The organism is Actinomyces graevenitzii C83, from assembly GCF_000239695.1.
Lineage (GTDB): Bacteria > Actinomycetota > Actinomycetes > Actinomycetales > Actinomycetaceae > Actinomyces > Actinomyces graevenitzii.
This window is the reverse complement of the sequence record NZ_JH470338.1, coordinates 299,668-316,474: the sequence shown is the minus strand read 5'-3', so window position 1 is coordinate 316,474 and position 16,807 is coordinate 299,668. Positions and strand designations below refer to the sequence as shown.

15 protein-coding genes are annotated in these 16,807 nt (G+C 55.2%); 1 reads left to right on the top strand and 14 read right to left on the bottom strand.

Annotation, left to right across the window (positions count from 1 at the left end; translation table 11 throughout):
• Positions 1-7 precede the first annotated feature (7 nt).
• On the bottom strand, positions 8-523 hold the full coding sequence (gene ilvN, locus HMPREF0045_RS01410; protein WP_005984794.1) for an acetolactate synthase small subunit: 516 nt from the start codon (positions 521-523) through the stop codon (positions 8-10).
• A gap of 3 nt (positions 524-526) precedes the next feature.
• The gene (locus HMPREF0045_RS01405) at positions 527-2,305 is read right to left on the bottom strand and encodes an acetolactate synthase large subunit (protein ID WP_050807411.1); all 1,779 of its coding nucleotides are present in this window, start codon (positions 2,303-2,305) and stop codon (positions 527-529) included.
• Between the two features lie 242 nt (positions 2,306-2,547).
• Here HMPREF0045_RS01405 and HMPREF0045_RS01400 point away from each other — a divergent pair, with 242 nt between their 5' ends.
• Positions 2,548-4,164 carry an aspartate:alanine exchanger family transporter gene (locus HMPREF0045_RS01400; RefSeq protein WP_005984790.1) on the top strand — a complete coding sequence of 539 codons (1,617 nt, stop codon included), beginning with the start codon at positions 2,548-2,550 and terminating at the stop codon, positions 4,162-4,164.
• A 104-nt stretch (positions 4,165-4,268) separates the two neighbouring features.
• Here the strand turns inward: HMPREF0045_RS01400 and HMPREF0045_RS01395 are convergent, their stop codons facing one another.
• From HMPREF0045_RS01395 to HMPREF0045_RS01340, 12 genes are all read right to left on the bottom strand, one after another.
• Positions 4,269-5,543: a threonine/serine exporter family protein gene (locus HMPREF0045_RS01395; protein ID WP_005984788.1), complete on the bottom strand. Its 1,275-nt coding sequence runs from the start codon at positions 5,541-5,543 to the stop codon at positions 4,269-4,271.
• Between the two features lie 66 nt (positions 5,544-5,609).
• Positions 5,610-5,831 (bottom strand): RNA-binding S4 domain-containing protein, encoded by a 222-nt coding sequence (locus HMPREF0045_RS01390; protein WP_005984786.1) that lies wholly within the window; start codon positions 5,829-5,831, stop codon positions 5,610-5,612.
• Positions 5,832-5,845: 14 nt separating this feature from the next.
• A complete protein-coding gene (gene dnaE / locus HMPREF0045_RS01385) occupies positions 5,846-9,403 on the bottom strand; it encodes a DNA polymerase III subunit alpha (protein ID WP_005984784.1) in 3,558 nt (1,185 codons plus the stop codon).
• Positions 9,404-9,490: 87 nt separating this feature from the next.
• Positions 9,491-10,408, bottom strand: coding sequence for an RluA family pseudouridine synthase (locus HMPREF0045_RS01380; RefSeq protein ID WP_005984782.1), 918 nt, complete (start codon positions 10,406-10,408; stop codon positions 9,491-9,493).
• 37 nt (positions 10,409-10,445) lie between these two features.
• On the bottom strand, positions 10,446-10,940 hold the full coding sequence (lspA, locus tag HMPREF0045_RS01375; RefSeq protein WP_005984781.1) for a signal peptidase II: 495 nt from the start codon (positions 10,938-10,940) through the stop codon (positions 10,446-10,448).
• 80 nt (positions 10,941-11,020) lie between these two features.
• On the bottom strand, positions 11,021-11,638 hold the full coding sequence (locus tag HMPREF0045_RS01370; RefSeq protein WP_005984780.1) for a DivIVA domain-containing protein: 618 nt from the start codon (positions 11,636-11,638) through the stop codon (positions 11,021-11,023).
• 264 nt (positions 11,639-11,902) lie between these two features.
• A complete protein-coding gene (locus tag HMPREF0045_RS01365) occupies positions 11,903-12,553 on the bottom strand; it encodes a DivIVA domain-containing protein (protein ID WP_005984779.1) in 651 nt (216 codons plus the stop codon).
• Between the two features lie 85 nt (positions 12,554-12,638).
• On the bottom strand, positions 12,639-12,941 hold the full coding sequence (locus HMPREF0045_RS01360) for a YggT family protein (RefSeq protein ID WP_005984778.1): 303 nt from the start codon (positions 12,939-12,941) through the stop codon (positions 12,639-12,641).
• An 8-nt stretch (positions 12,942-12,949) separates the two neighbouring features.
• A complete protein-coding gene (locus HMPREF0045_RS01355; protein WP_005984777.1) occupies positions 12,950-13,399 on the bottom strand; it encodes a cell division protein SepF in 450 nt (149 codons plus the stop codon).
• 77 nt (positions 13,400-13,476) lie between these two features.
• Positions 13,477-14,238 carry a peptidoglycan editing factor PgeF gene (gene pgeF, locus HMPREF0045_RS01350; RefSeq protein ID WP_040315862.1) on the bottom strand — a complete coding sequence of 254 codons (762 nt, stop codon included), beginning with the start codon at positions 14,236-14,238 and terminating at the stop codon, positions 13,477-13,479.
• Positions 14,239-14,287: 49 nt separating this feature from the next.
• Positions 14,288-15,565 carry a cell division protein FtsZ gene (ftsZ, locus tag HMPREF0045_RS01345; protein WP_005984775.1) on the bottom strand — a complete coding sequence of 426 codons (1,278 nt, stop codon included), beginning with the start codon at positions 15,563-15,565 and terminating at the stop codon, positions 14,288-14,290.
• Positions 15,566-15,707: 142 nt separating this feature from the next.
• Positions 15,708-16,805 carry a cell division protein FtsQ/DivIB gene (locus tag HMPREF0045_RS01340; protein ID WP_155813066.1) on the bottom strand — a complete coding sequence of 366 codons (1,098 nt, stop codon included), beginning with the start codon at positions 16,803-16,805 and terminating at the stop codon, positions 15,708-15,710.
• Between the last annotated feature and the right edge of the window lie 2 nt (positions 16,806-16,807).

Below are 16,807 nucleotides of genomic sequence, written 5' to 3'. Positions count from 1 at the left end.
TGGCCTCTCACTTTTCTTTGAGTTCTTCGGTAATGGACTGGGAACCGCGACTAATAGCTACGGTGCCAGACTGAACGATCTCACTCACGCCGTAAGGGCGCAGGGAGTTGAGCAGAGCCTGGACTTTTGACTCAGAGCCAACCATTTCGATCACCACTGAGTCTGGGTGCACGTCTACGACGTGGGCCCTAAATAGGTCAACGATCTGTAGTACCGCAGTACGTGAAGCATCGTTAGCCAAGACTTTAATTAGTAGTAGCTCACGTTGAACAGAGTCTGCCGGATCTAGTTCAACGATTTTGAGCACATTTACTAGCTTATTGAGCTGTTTAACCACCTGGTCCATGGCGGTGTCATCAGCATTGGCGATTACGGTGATACGCGAGATCTGGGGATGCTCGGTGGGGCCTACCGCCAAAGAGTGAATATTGAAGCCGCGTCGAGCAAATAGTGCCGACACGCGGGTAAGCACGCCAGGCTTGTTCTCAACTAGCACGGAGAGGGTGTGTTTAGTGGTGCTCATGTATTACTCCTCATCCCAAACCGGGCGTAGGCCCTTGGCATATTCAATGTCGCTATTGTCGCTACCTGGCGCTACCATCGGCCACACCTGAGCATCAGGCGAGCAGACAAAGTCGATTACCACCGGACGGTCCGTGATGGCGTTAGCCTGGGCAATAACGTCCTCAATGTCCTCGGCTCGCTCACAACGCAGTCCCACTGCCCCGTAGGCCTGTGCCAAGGTCACGAAGTCGGGGATGCGAATCTCATCGCCAGTGTGTAGCGAAGTGTTGGAGTAGCGTCCGCCGTAGAACAGCGTCTGCCACTGGCGCACCATACCTAGCGAAGAGTTATTGATAATAGCTACCTTGATGGCGATACCTTCCAGCGAGCAAGTAGCTAGCTCCTGGTTGGTCATCTGGAAACAGCCATCGCCATCAATTAGCCACACGTCGCGCTCGGGCGCACCCACTTTGGCACCCATAGCGGCAGGAACGCCGTAGCCCATGGTGCCGCTACCAGCTGAAGATAGCCAGGAACGTGCGTGACGGTGATCGATCAAGTTGGCCGACCACATCTGGTGCTGGCCCACACCGGTAACCACAATGGCGTCGTCGGCAATAGAGCGGCCGATCTTAGTGATTACTTCCTGGGGCGAAAGCTTGCCGTCTTCGGGCTGAGCCCAGCCAGCGGGGTAACGACGGCGCAGCGAAGCAGTGTAGTTAGTCCAGCTGGCATATTCCGGCTTCTCCCCCACCTGGGCGCTTAGCTCGGCAATGGCCTCGGTTAGTTGCGGCAGAGCGTATTTAAGGTCTGCCACTATACCTAGGTCAGCGGCGCGGATCTTACCGATTTCAGCCGGATCAACGTCGATGTGAATGACGCGGGCGTGCGGGGCGAAACAATCAAGCTTGCCGGTCACGCGGTCATCAAAGCGTGCACCCAGAGCAATAATTAGGTCGCTTTGCTGCAGAGCCCCTACTGCTGCCACCGTGCCGTGCATACCGGGCATACCCAGGTTTAGTGGGTGGGTAGCTGCCAGCGCGTCAAGGGCGTTTAGGGTGGTTACGGTCGGGATGGGGGCGACGTCGAGCAGAGCCTTAAGTGCTGCAGACGCGCCTGCCCTGGTGATACCACCACCGGCGTAAATAACCGGCTTGGAGGCTGCGAAAATCATGTCGGCGGCGACTTGGAACTTATCCTCACGCCCCCGCGTAGGAATGCTGTAACCAGGCAAATCCAGTTCTACCGGCCACTGGAAGTCAACTTCACCCACCTGCGCATCTTTGGTGACGTCAACTAGTACCGGGCCAGGGCGGCCGGTGCTAGCCAGGTGGTAGGCCTCAGCAATACGCTGAGGAATGTCTTGGGCACGGGTGACCAGGAAGGAATGCTTGGCCATGGGCATGGTGGCGCCTACAATGTCAGCTTCCTGGAAGGCGTCGGTGCCAATTGAAGCAGAGCCCACCTGGCCGGTGATGGCCACTAGCGGAACCGAATCCATCATGGCGTCACCTAAAGCAGTAATCAGGTTAGTGGCGCCAGGTCCGGAGGTAGCGATGCATACACCAGTCTTACCGGTAGCCACGGCATAGCCTTCAGCAGCATGCCCAGCGCCTTGTTCGTGACGCACTAAGACGTGACGGATTTTCGTCGATGCATACAACGGATCATAGAAGGGGAGGATAGCGCCCCCAGGCATCCCAAACACATCCGTTACCCCTAATTCCTCCAGGGCGTGCACTAAAGCTTGTGCACCGGTCATGACGGTCATGCTTGTAGCCCTCCTTTTGATTTTCCGCATGGTTAAGCCTAAGTAAGACTAGTGCCAAGCTTTAAAGCAAACAAGATCGTCTCAAATTTTAAGTTCATGTCTTAGAATGCAAGATAATTATGGTTGCGCTACACTGTGTTTGACATGACATTTCTTGTCCGACAAGAGGGACCTACGCCCTGAAGTCCCGGCACAGCCACGTTGTAACGTGAAGGTTGGCTTTGGCGACAAGGTTTGTCGCCACACTGCTTATATTCAAAGGAGACTAGGCCTTGCACGAGATAATGGAGCACCTAGCTAAAAACCCAGTCTTGGTGCTGTTCCTACTAATCGGCGTCGGCATGCTGGTGGGACACATAAGGATTAAAGGCATCAGTCTAGGCGCAGCTGCCGTACTGTTTGCAGGTATTGCCCTGGGTGCGTACGCAGACTTCCTAGGCGTTGACCTAAAACTACCACAGCTGTTGGGCACGCTGGGCCTAGCTATCTTCACCTTCTCAATTGGTGTTTCTTCCGGCCCGGGTTTCTTCCAGGTAATTAAAACTGCCGCTGGTCCGCTGCTGGCCATGCTGGGCGTATTTATCGTTTCCGCTGGCGCTGCTCAAGTTTTGGGGCGTGCCTTTGGGATGAACTCTGCACTTATTGCCGGCACCTGGGCAGGCGCCATCACTAACACCCCGGCCCTAGCGGCTGCGGGTGACGCCGCCCAAAACGCCGGTAATCAAGATGGGCCTGCCACTGCAACTGTGGGTTATGCGGTGGCCTACCTATTTGGGGTTATCGGCATGCTGTTCTTTGCCTCGCTAGCCCTGCACTACCGCGCTAAGGACACTGACGCCCCCACCCCTATCATTAACGCCACTATCCGCGTCGACCGCCGCGACAACCTCACCCTGGCCCAGATCCTTAAAGATATCGACGCCGGCGGTGACCTGCGTTTCTCGCGTCTGGCTCGCGGTGAGGACAAGCCCATTAAGACCCCGCATCTAACTGACCGTGTCTACCACGATGACCTACTGACCGTAGTAGGTACCGAGGACAAGGTTAAGGCCGCTCAGGATCTACTAGGCCACCACTCTTCACACTCGCTTATTGCTGACCGCCGCTATCTGGACTTCCGTCGCATCACCGTATCCAACTCCAAGCTGGCTGGACGCACCCTGGCTGAGGTTGACCTGGACCACCGCTTTGATGCCTCGGTATCACGTGTACGTCGTGGTGACGTAGACCTGATGGCTGATCCGCGTCTGGTGCTACAGATGGGTGACCGTCTGCGTGTAGTAGCCCCCACTCACCGTCTAGCTGAGGTAACCAAGTACTTTGGTGACTCTGCGCGCGGCCTATCCTCCCTCTCCCCTGTGGCTCTAGGCCTGGGCATGGCATTGGGTATCTTCATCGGTGAGTACAAGTTCTTCACCCCCACCGGTGCTACATTCTCCATTGGTTCAGCTGCCGGCACGCTAATTGTGGGTCTTATTTTTGGCCGCCTGGGCCGTATCGGCAAAATGGTTACTTCCTTGCCGGCCACTGCTACGCAGGTGCTAGCTGAGCTTGGTCTGTTAATCTTCCTGGCCCAGGCTGGTACTAAGGCTGGTACTCAGATTGGTGTGGCTTTCACCAGCGGTAGCTGGATTAACATCTTGATTGTCGGCATCGTGGTAACCACTATTGTGGGCGCTGGTCTGTATGCAAGCATGCGCTGGCTGGTCAAGATGGGCGGTACGCGCCTATCTGGTTTGTTAGCTGGTGCCCAGACTCAGCCTGCTGTACTGGCCTTTGCAAACGACCGCACCGGCATGGACCCACGTGTGGCCCTGGGTTACGCCATGGTTTATCCGGTAGCTATGGTGGCCAAGATCTTCATCGCCCAAATCATGGGTGGCCTGTAATCTGCGGCCTGCGTGGCAAGCAGGGCTGCAGATAATAAAGAGCAGGTCTACAAGCAAATCGGGGAGGCTAATGCCTCCCCGATTTTGTCTCTCTACAGACAGTTTTAATGCAGGTCAGGTAGAGACGAAGTAGAAAAGTCGTGACGCCAGTTGCGGTCAGTGATTACACGTGCCAATGCCAAGCCGGCACCGATAGCGGTAATAACTAGAACCACCTCAGCAATGTTGCCAAAAGCGGTAGATACAGCCACTGAAGTGTCAATGGTGTGGTCATTAATTGCACTCAGAGCCCGATAGAAGGGCACACCTGGAATCATGATCACTACTGCAGGTACAGACAAAGCCACACGCGACAGGGAAGCAGAGGAAACAAACAGCTGCGCCATCAAGCCAATTACCAAGGCGGCTAGGCCTACTGCCAAGTGCCAGGGCAGGCCAGTTTCATTAATCAAAATAATACGGCCAGTGTTAGCCACGGCTCCGGTAATAGCACTTACTAGGGCAGCTCGTGCAGGAGCGTTAAACAGCATGGCAAAGCCATAGGCGGCCACAAAAGAACACAGCAGGTCCAGCGAGTAAAGTGCCAATCCTGTGGGGCCAGCTGGCTTAGGGCCATCTACCGGCCAGTTCGCTACGTAGCTGGTAACCCACACCGCAATACCGGCAGCAGCCATCACCATAATCACGTAGGACATCCTGGTAAGCGCCGACAAAAAGTCTTGGCGAATCATATCCAGCATGGCGGTAACCATTGGGAAACCGGGGATCAGGAACAAAATCGCGGAGATAACCCCGGCCTGGTGGGTGTTGTCAGTGATGCCCGCTAGATCCATGCCAGCTAGCACCGCCATATAGGCGCCAGAGCCCAGCAGACCACACAGTAGCCAGGTCACAAAGTGCTGCCAGCCACGGTGCAGCAGGAAGCGGCGTAGTGCCTGGCCCAAGAATGCCGCAATCAACACGCCCAGGCACTCGTAAAGGCCACCCTTATTTAGGAAACAGAAACCTGCACAAGCCACACCTGAGGCTGCCGCATTAGCGAAGGCCCCATATAGGGGTTTAACGCTAGCTACTTCATCTAGCTTGGCATTTAGATCTTCAACCCGTTCATGGGCTTCAAGGTTTTCTACCACAGTGCGTAGACGTTCAAGCTTGTCTACGTTTACGCCCACGCGGCGCTGTTCTACAGCAACCGTGCGGAACCTTTCTTTACCTACAAAAGCGCTGGCCACGATTTCATTCATGGTTACTTGCGCCTCATGACGGTCTAGGCCCACAGCTGCAGCAGCCCGGGCCATAGCAGACTTAACGCGATAGGCGCCGGCGCCACAAGTGAGCATCATTGAGCCCAGTCGCAGCACCACATTAGATTGCGCCATGAGGCGATCCGCATCTAGCGGAGGATCTTGGAATTGTTTGGGGTCTTGGCTAGTCACCGTTAAATTTTAGCCGACTTGGGCCCCCACAACTCCAGTAGGAAGGTCCACTATTACCTTATCGCCAGCGTTTAAACGGTGCCCGCGACGCGTCTCTACCTCGCCGTTTACCTTTACATCCCCGCCTTGAATAGCGATGGTGGCATTGGCACCATCTTCAACCAGATTAGCTAGTTTAAGAAACTGGCCTAATTTAATCTGGCCGGTAACCGGGATAATTTCCAGTTCCACTTTAACTCCTATGCTCAGTGATTTAGACAGTTGGGCCCCAAAATAGCCTTTAGATCGCTAAACAGGGCGGTTGTGGGGCTAACACGCCAGCGCTCATCGAGCTGAGTGCGCACCTCGCGGCCCGGGCTGGTTAGTGTCATGCGCACATTGGAAGGACCACTGTGGCGTTCTAGCACTTCACGCAGTTGCTCCACTAGGGCGGTGGTGCAGCGTGAGGCGGGCACGGTAATAGTTACTGCTTCATGGGTCGCAGAAGATACATCCGGCAGCGTCATCTCTTGGGCGTAGATGCTAGTTTCGCCGTCGCGCCGGTTAACCTTACCGCGCACCGTAACCACCGTGTCTGGAGCCAACATAGTAGACACTGTCTGGTAGGTCTGTGGGAAGAACATGACCTCGATCGAGCCACCCAGATCCTCAACCGTGGCAATGGCCCACAAGTTACCGTTCTTAGTGGTTTTACGGTTCAGTGAGGTAATCAAACCAGCAATAGTAACGTTTTGCGGGGTATTTTCCTCATCCTCACGCAAAGTCGAGATTTCAGTATCAGCCAGCTGGGCAAGGATATGTTCAATCCCCAGCAGCGGATGGTCAGAAACATACAAGCCCAGCATTTCACGTTCAAAAGCCAGCTTGTCTTTTTTATCCCACTCGGGCACATCAGGCACCTGAGTAGAAAATACCGGACCGGCCCCGATAGACTCAGCGCCGCCGTCGAGCGCCGCAAACAAGTCAAACTGACCGGCAGCCTCATTACGCTTAATCCCAATAACCTCATCTACCAGGTCCTCATGCACCAGGTGCAGGCTACGGCGAGAACCACCCATAGAATCAAAGGCGCCGGCCTTAATCAGCGAGTCAATGGTGCGCTTGTTACACACCGTAGAAGGCACCTTATCTAGGAAGTCGGTGAAGGAAGTGAAGGCCCCTTTTTCCTTACGGGCCTTAATAATTGCCTCCACCACGTTGGTACCAACGTTACGGATAGCAGCCAGGCCAAAGCGGATATCATCCCCCACAGCGGCAAAGGCTGCGCGCGACTCATTAACATCAGGCGGTAGCACCGTAATCCCCATGTGGCGACATTCGGCCAGGTAAACGGCAAGCTTATCCTTATTATCTTTCTGGGAGGTCAGCAGCGCCGCCATGTATTCAACCGGGTAATTGGCTTTTAAGTAGGCGGTCCAGTAGGACACCACGCCATAGGCGGCCGAGTGGGCCTTGTTAAAGGCATAGGCACTGAAGGGCACCACAATGTCCCATAGGGTTTTAATGGACTCTTCGGAGTAGCCATTGTCTAGCATGCCCTGACGGAAGCCCACAAATTCTTTAGCTAGAATCTCGGGCTTTTTCTTACCCATGGCTTTACGCAGCTTATCTGCTTTACCCATGGAGAAACCGGCCAGTTTCTGGGCAATCTGCATAACCTGCTCCTGATACACGATCAGGCCATAGGTGGTAGACAAAATTGGCTCCAACACCTGGGCTAGTTCAGGGTGAATAGCCTCAATCTTTTGCACGCCATTTTTACGCAGCGCATACTTAGTGTGTGAGTCTGCGCCCATAGGTCCGGGGCGGTAGAGGGCGCCCACAGCCGAAATGTCTTCGAAGTTGTCAGGGCGCATCAGTCGCAGCAGGGTGCGCATACCCCCACCATCTAGCTGGAAAACACCCAGGGTTTCACCGCGTGAGAGCAGCTCATAGGTTTTTTTATCGTCCAGTGGCACATTATCTATGTCCAGGGCGGGTTTACCGTTGCCGGTGATATTCACTAGCGCATCAGAAATAACTGTCAGGTTACGCAACCCCAAAAAGTCCATTTTGAGCAGCCCCAGGGTTTCGCAGGTGGGGTAGTCAAACTGGGTGATGACGGCGCCGTCCTGCACACGCTGCATCATGGGGATTACATCCGTGAGTGTCTTAGAGGACATGATTACTGCGCAGGCGTGCACGCCCCACTGACGGGTCATGCCTTCCAGGCCGCGTGCTAGGCCCACAATGCGTTTAACGTCAGCGTCTTCCTCATAGAGCTTGCGGAACTCTTCAGCCTCGCCGTAACGCTCATGTTCTTTATCAAAAATACCGTTTACAGGAATATCTTTACCCTGCACACCTGGAGGCATGGCTTTAGTTAGCCGCTCCCCCATGGCGTAGGGGTAGCCCATGACGCGGGCGGAGTCTTTAAGGGCCTGCTTGGCTTTAATGACACCGTAGGTGACCACCTGGGAGACGCGGTCTGAGCCGTATTTACCACGTACGTATTCGATTACTTCATCACGACGGCGCTCGTCAAAGTCGACGTCGATATCAGGCATTGAGATACGTTCAGGGTTTAGGAAACGCTCGAAAATCAGGCCGTGTTCCAGCGGGTTTAGCTCAGTGATACCCATGGCGTAAGCCACCATGGAACCGGCACCCGAGCCACGACCTGGCCCTACACGGATACCGTGGCGCTTGGCCCAGTTAATGTAGTCGGCTACCACCAGGAAGTAGCCAGGGAACCCCATCTGCACAATCACGCCAATTTCGTATTCAGCCTGCTTGCGGCACTCCTCTGGAATGTTGCCGTTGAAACGGCGGTCCATGCCTTTCCAGCATTCCTTGATGAACCAGCTTTCGTCAGTCTCCCCCTCGGGCACGTCAAATACCGGCATGTAGTTGGCGCCCTCATCGGTGGTGGTGAAGTGAATGTCGCATTGCTGGGCTACTAGCAGCGTGTTGTCGCAGGCGCCGGGAAAATCAGCAAATAGCTTGCGCATTTCCGCAGCTGGACGTAGGTAGTAAGAGTCGCCGTCGAACTTAAAACGATCCGGGTCTGAAAGTACTGAGCCAGAGTTGATGCACAGCATGGCGTCTTGGACTTCGCGGTCCGTGGGCTTTACATAGTGCGAGTCGTTGGTGGCCAGCAGCGGGGCGTTAAGGTCAGCTGCCAGACGCAGCAGATCCTTGGTTACGCGGCGCTCAATTTCTAGGCCGTGGTCCATGATTTCCACGTAGAAGAAATCTTTACCGAAAATGTCTTGAAATTCGCCGGCCGCGCGTAGGGCTTCGTCATATTGCCCCAGGCGCAGTCGGGTTTGGACCTCGCCACTGGGGCAGGCGGTGGTGCCGATCAGGCCCTTGCTGTAGCGCGAGAGTAGCTCACGGTCCATACGCGGGCTTTTACCCCACTGGCCTTCTAGGGAGGCGTAGGAATCTAGCCGCATGAGGTTGTGTAGGCCCTCATTATTGCGGCTAAGCAGGGTCATGTGGGTGTAGGAGCCGCGTGCGGAGACGTCGTCGCTACGCTGGGATTCATCCCCCCAGAACACGCGGGTTTTATCAAAACGGCTGGTGCCCGGGGTCATATAGGCTTCGACGCCGATAATTGGCTTGATCCCCGCCTTTTTGCAGGCATTGTAGAACTCGTAGGCCCCAAACATGTAGCCGTGGTCGGTGATGGCTAGTGCACTCATTTCTTGGCGCGCCGCCTCAGCTACATAGCTAGAGATTTTGCCGGCTCCATCCAGCATGGAGTAGTCGGTGTGGACATGGAGGTGCACGAAGGAATCACTAGCTGCCATAGGTGCCATTGTATGGGCCCTAAGCCAGCTTTGCCCCAACGTATCGCGTTGAGAAATACCTGGCTAGCTCGGCGTGGCTTTTCTACGCCCCTGGTTTTAAAGCCGCACTACTTCTAGGGCGTGGGCTAGGTCGGCGCTGTATTGGCTGGTGAAAGTGACTCTTTGGGCGGTAGCTGGGTGGGTTAGGCTCAGCTCGACGGCGTGCAGCCACTGGCGTTTTAAGCCGGTTTCTTGGCTTAGCTGCGGGTCTGCACCATAGGTTTCATCACCTACGCAGGGGTGGCCAACTGCGCTCATATGCACCCTGATCTGATGGGTGCGGCCAGTTTCCAAATGAATTTCTAGCAGTGAAGCGCGCGGCATGGCTTCAATCATGTCGTAGTGGGTACGCGAGGCACGGCCACCTTCAATAATGGCCATTTTCCACTCACGTGAGGGGTGACGCCCGATTGGCGCGTCGATTGTACCGCTGGTGGGATCGGGGTGACCTTGCACTAAGGTGTGGTAGATCTTGTCTACGCTGTGCTCACGAAATTGCTGTTTTAGGCTGGAATAGGCGTATTCACTGCGGGCTACCACCATCACTCCACTGGTGCCCACGTCTAGACGTGAAACAATACCTTGACGCTCAGCAGCCCCGGAGGTGGTTACCGAAATATTGCGGGCTTTAAGGGCTCCTAATACATCAGGTCCTTCCCAACCCATAGAGGGGTGGGCGGCAATTCCAGCAGGTTTATCAACCACCACCAGGTCATCATCAACATAGATAATGCCCATATCGTCAACCTGGCGGGCCACCGGCTCAGGGCTGCGTGGCTGAGGCAGATCCACTTCCAGCATTGAGCCACCTAGCAGGCGATCAGATTTAGTTAGCACATTGCCCTCAGACACTACCCGTCCTTGAGCGCATAGCTCTCCAGCTTTGGTGCGGCTAAGGCCTAGCATGCGTGCTAGCGCGCTATCTACACGCTGACCATCTAGGCCATCGGGAACCGGAAGCACTCTGAAGCCCATGCTAACTCCTGATAATCAATCTAAAGTTCACCGCTGTTTATGACTTGTTTTGGCTACCATCAAGGTTACGCCCCACAGTGGTAAGCCACACTACTGCGACGCCGGCGGCCACAATCGCTATATCAGCTACGTTGCCTACAAAAGCGCCGTTGTAATCGATAAAGTCCACCACATGCCCGCGTCCAAAGCCGGGGCTACGCAGTAGACGATCAATAAGGTTTCCTACCGCTCCCCCCAGCACTGCTCCCAGGATTAGGGCCCAGGGCAGGTAGTTGAGTTTGCGACTTAGGTAGATCACGGCTGCGCTAACAACTACCGCTAAAACCGTGATCACCCAGGTGTATTGACTACCTAATGAGAAGGATGCGCCGGCGTTATGCACTAGCACTAAACCTAAGAAATCTCCTACTAGTTTGATCTGTTGACCCTGCCCCAATGCGTTAAGGGCCCAGATTTTGCTTAGCTGATCAGTGGCCACTACAACTAGGGCCACTGACCAAAACCAGATGAGATTTTTTAGGTGTGCATCCATGGCTGTTCCCTACTAACCAGACACGCAAACGGCGAGGGCTTTAAAACCCTCGCCGCAGCAATTTTAAGCTTGGGGTAGTCTCACAGACCCAGGTTGCTCTGGCCGCCGCCGGAAGCGTCCTCGACGTTGTTGAGCAGGTTGGTCAGGTAAGAACGCAGGCGAGTGCGGTAGTCGCTCTCGAAGCGACGCAGCTCATCGATCTTGTGCTCCAGGTTGGCACGTTCCTTCTCAAGCTGAGATAGGGTCTGGTTGCGCTGGTTTTCAGCTTCACGGGTGAGCTGTTCACCGGTGGCGCGAGCCTCGGTAACGATACGCTCACGCTCAGCCTTACCCTTGGCGACGTACTCGTCGTGCAGGCGCTGGGCCATCTCGAGCATGGCAGCGGCAGACTCGGCGTTGTTGCCACTGGGCTCGATCTTGGGGGTGTCCACAATCGGGGACTCGACCACAGGAGCAACCGGGGCCACCGGGGATACCGGAGTGGCGGTTACTACCGGAGCGCCTTCGCTCAGCTCGGCAACGCGAGCGTTAGCAGCCTCGAGCTTAGCCTTGAGCTCAGCGTTTTCGTTCTCCAGGTCGCGCATAGCCTCGACGATTTGGTCAAGGAACTCGTCAACTTCGTCCTGGTCGTAGCCCTCACGGAACTTGGTGGGCTGGAACTTCTTGTTGAGGACGTCATCAGCGGTTAGCTGCGTCATCTCGTTACCTCGCATTTGCTTTGGGGTCTTTGCAGGACTCCAGCGCGGAGCCCACTTCCTTTAGACTACAACAAGATACACAATTGTGACACTTGTTGTTTTTGTTACCAGTGGGAATTGGGATAATCCCCAGCTGGTGGGATGGGAGTCAGCACAACCCGCGCATATACTTCCCCGGCCAGCTAGGTAGCCGGCAGCTATATACAACGGTTTGTACCACTTAAGGCTACCTCAAGGCTGCGCCTTATGGCAGGATTTACGCGCTTAAGCGTGTTCTTCCCAGTACTCAAGGCTGGCCACTACCCGATCCAAGAACTCATCAACGTAGTCCTGTTCGTAGCCAACTACACCAAACCCAGTTGGCTTAAACCGGGCAGCTTCCACATCCTTTGAGCTAAGCAGTTTAACGTTGGAACCGCGTTCATAGCTAGCCAACGCTTCAACTACCTTAGCTAGTAGGTCATCAACTTCCCCACAAGCATAGCCTTCGAAAAATTTATGCTTAGGGAACTGAGCACTACTAACTGCACTAGAACTTAGCACATTAATGTCGGTTGCTTGGCGCATAGCGCCAGTTGGCTGCTCAGATCGCTGAGCGCCGACCGCATTATCTGGCTGCGCATACTTATCGGCGTAACGTGTTTCCCAAGCTCCTAGCGCCTTAGCTGCCTGGTGCAGTAGGTCATTTACCGCTAGGCGGTCGTAGCCTTTAGCGAAGCTAACCGAGTTGAAACGGTAATTTAGCACTTCGCTAGCTCGAACAGCACGTGAGGGCAGGGTCGGCATATCCAGCTCGTAGGCACTTAAGGTAGCAGCTATACGATCGATCAGGTCATTTACCTGGCTCTGGTTGTAGGCCTGGCGCATGAAGGTGGTGGGCAGCTGGGTATCACGTACCTGTACGGCAGAAAGCACATTTCCTCCTTTAAGTCAGGTAAATAATAAACCCCGCAATGTCTTTATGACACTACGGGGTTTATACCAAGAGTGTAAGAAGGCGTCAGTACACCGCGCGAAATAACATGCCGATGATGTTCTGAGCGACGTAAATAATGAAGTACAGCGCCAAAAACGCCATATCGATTCCAACTCCACCGATCCCTAGCGGGGGGATCACCCGGCGCAAAGCCTTCAACGGCGGATCAGTCAGCGTGTACACCACGTTGGCCAGTATCAAAACCAGACCCTTGGGACGCCAGTTGCGCACGAAGGCGCTGACCAGGTCGATCACCACACGCAGCAGCAAGATCAGCACATATAGGTTTAGTAGGCTGGAAATTATGGACAAAATTGGGGCTAGCACAAATAAACTCAGCTCTGGTTGAAGGGGACAAAGCGACTGCCGGCGCTGTCCCCATTGCTGTTCTCGATAGCTACGCTATCGGGAGTAAGCAGAAATACTGCTTCAGATACACGTTCGACAGCACCGTTTAGGCCGTAAACCAGGCCCGAGATGAAGTCCACGATACGGCGGGCTTCCTTCGGGTTGATCTGGGTCAGGTTAACGATAACCGGCGTCCCCTCCCGGTACACCGTGCCAATGTTGACTACATCGTTGTACTTGGTGGGGGTTGCGGTCACAATACGAGCCAGATCGGGGTTAGGTTCCCGGTCTTCGATGATTGCGTCGTCATAGTAGTCCGTAGAATCGTCTTCGTTCACGTACTCATCCTCAGTTTCCGCGAAGGGCTCAACCAGATCGGTCGCAGGTTCAATTTCACTATATCCGAATGCGCTACTCATGCGCTTAAGGGCCTTCATTTATGCTCCTCTTGGTTGGGCTGGTTAGGGGTGGGGACTTCCCCTGCTAGTTGACGTTACCGGTAGGGATTTTAAGGTCACGGATTTGTTTCGGCGTGTCCTATAGGTGCGATTAATAGCGCGAAACGCCCGGTATGGCAGTTACGTCTATAGGAAAAATAGGACTTGTTTTCAAAAGTGCATACCTGCTCGCTAGCAATGTTGGCGCTGGGTAAGCCGGCTTCTAAAAGTTGGCTACGTACCAGGGCTTCTAGATCGATTGCCGGGGTGTCTTGCCGCGTGCGACTAGACGCTTGAGGGCTGAGCTTAGCGGCCTGGGCTGCTAAATCAGCAGGTACTTCATAGCATTTGCCGCAAATATGGGGGCCTATAAACGCATGGATAGCGCTAGCTTTAGCTCCACGCGCCACCATTTGCGCCACAGTTTTAGCTGCAATAGCCGCCATAGCCCCACGCCGCCCGGCATGTACCGCCGCCACCAGGGCGCCGTCGTCGCTAGCAAGTACCAGCGGCAAACAATCCGCCACCATCACCGCCGCCGCATCAGCGCAGCTGGCCCCTAAATCGGAACGCTGCAGCAATAAGGCGTCGGCTTGTGGGGTGGCAGCGCTGTCAGCCAGGGCCACCCGATCGCCATGGACCTGATCCATCCAGGCAATACGCGCCGGGCGACCTAAACTTAGGTCTGCCCCAATCAACTCAGCTACCCGCTGACGGTTAGCCAGAACCTTTGCTGGGCTATCACCAACATGCGGCCCCAAGTTAAAGCCCAGCTCATAGCCTTGGCAGGGGCGGTCATAGGCGACGGCGGTAATCCACAGTCGTGCTAAAGGGCCCACGGCCCGGCGAAGCACATGGCTAGGCCGGGCCGAGTAGCTGGCTTCCATTTCAGAGCAGGAAGTCAGGCAGGTCGAGATCGGTGCTGTCGTCGTCAACGCCGATCACGCGCGGAACCTCCAAAACCGGAGAGGTGGAGGTAGCAGTCTCATCCACGTAAGCAGGCACCTCGCTGGTGGCGGTGCGCGGCGGGATGGAGGGGGCTACCGGCTCGGGACGCGGCCTGGGCTTGGGTTCGGGGACCACGGGCACCGGGCGGGTAACCGGCTTGTCGGCGCGGTGAATCCCGGTGGTGCGCGGCTGGCTGGTGGTTACCGCCGGAGCGGGAGCAGCGGCGGGGGCTGAACGACGGGCCGGAGGCTGAACAGCCAGGTCGCCCTCGTCCTCCTCGTCAAAACCAGCAGCAATAACGGTCACGCGCACCTCGTCGCCGAAAGCGGGGTTGGTGACCAAACCGAAGATGATGTTGGCATCGGGGTGAACGGCTTCACGCATCATCTCAGCAGCGCGCGAAACTTCCATGATACTCAGGTCAGAGCCCCCCTGGAATTGCAGCAGTACACCCTGGGCACCGTTGATGGAGGTTTCCAGCAGCGGGGAGGAAACTGCCTGCTCGGTAGCGCGTAGGGCGCGGTCATCGCCGGTGGCGGTACCGATACCCATAAGTGCCGTACCGGCTCCCTGCATAACCGACTTGACGTCGTTGAAGTCAACGTTAACTTCACCGGGCGTAGTAATCAGCTCAGTAATACCCTGCACACCCTGCAGCAGCACCTTATCAGCCTCAATGAAGGCCTCAGTCACAGAGATGTTGGGGTCAGAGATAGCCAGCAGACGCTCGTTAGGAATAACGATTAGGGTGTCCACCTCTTCACGCAGAGCCTTAATGCCATTTTCGGCCTGGTTCATACGGCGAGAGCCCTCAAAGTTGAAGGGGCGGGTGACCACACCAATGGTCAAGGCGCCTAGCTCACGGGCTAGACGAGCCACCACCGGAGCGCCACCGGTACCGGTACCACCACCCTCACCTGCGGTTACGAAAACCATGTCCGCACCCTCAATGGATTCACGGATCTGGTCTTCATGGTCTTCAGCGGCCTTACGGCCGATGGTCGGGTCGGCGCCAGCGCCAAGGCCACGGGTGATCTCACGGCCGATGTCTAGCTTCACATCGGCGTCGGACATGATTAAGGCCTGAGCATCGGTATTGATGGCAATAAACTCGACACCCTTAAGTTCAGAATCGATCATGCGGTTAACTGCGTTAACGCCACCGCCACCAACGCCGACTACCTTAATAATCGCCTGGTAGTTCTGTGTCTCAACCAAAACTGTAGCCTTTCATTAAAATTCTAAACCTTAACTTTAGGTTTAGAATTTGTTTCCTAGATCACTCGCGCATGGATAACGCTACGTGCAAAATCGCTCCAAGTCATTATTTTCCTCGGTGTGTCTTGCGTGTTCCTAACCGCTATTTTTTAGTGGTTGGGTTAAGCGGATACGAAACATCATAAACCGATGCTTGTATGCTCAACAGCGTTTTTAACACACGTGCTTTGAGGGCCGGACGATCGTTGTCCCCCCAAATCACACTGGCCCCGGAAGACAACTTAAAACTCACATATCCGCTTTCAGTGGCGCTTGCTGAAGCTACCTGTGAACGCACACTTTCATCAAGCGCACCCATTGCAGTAGTTATTGACTGCACCTGCACAGAATTAATTTTGCCGCTTGATTCGATAAGCGCTAAACCAGATGGCTGACTTGAGCGAGTCTCTAAAACCACCGCGTCAGCATCAAGTATCTGGTAACCCTTAGCGGTTTTTAACACGGCCACGGGCACGCGCATAGTCACCATTACATTTAAACCGCGCGGCCAGTCACGCTCAATACTTACGCTGCGTACTCGCACAAAGGCTTTATCTACCCGCTTGGCTTGTTTGGCGACGTCGATCAGCAGCAGACTGCGCCCCTCTTGATCACCAATCACTTTGGCTACTGAAGCTGGCGAAAGCTGGCCACCTGAGCCACTAACCCTAATCTCACTCATGCGCAGGGCAAACAGTGGCGAGGCCAGCGCCACCCAAACCACCAAAGCTAGCGCCACCAGCACATAAATCAGGCGTTTGAGCTTATTAAAGCTGCGCTTGCGGTTTGCTGCACGCTGTTCTTCATAGCGCTGCTGCAAACCATGAGAGACCACATGGTCATCAGTGCTAGCTAGGCTAGCTTCAGCCACTTTGGCACTAGCAACTACCCCAGAGCTAGTGCGGGTGACGGCTTTACTAGGAGCTTTAACTGCTTCACTGCGCACTGGACGACGTCCAGGAGCGGGGCGTGAACGCGCTGAATCTTGGCGTCCACTTTCACGCCTGCGAGAAGTTTCTGATTGCTGGCTACCCTCTCGCTGCCGACCACTAGCAGCTGAGCCAGTTTTAGCAGGCCCAGCGCTAGCGTCAGTGGCTGCAGAACGCTGCCTTGGCTGCGCAGATTTAGCCGCCCCGCGGGCAGCCCCGTTACTGCCATCCTTATTGATAGGCAGTGGGCGGGGAGTCTGGGGCCTTCTCACAC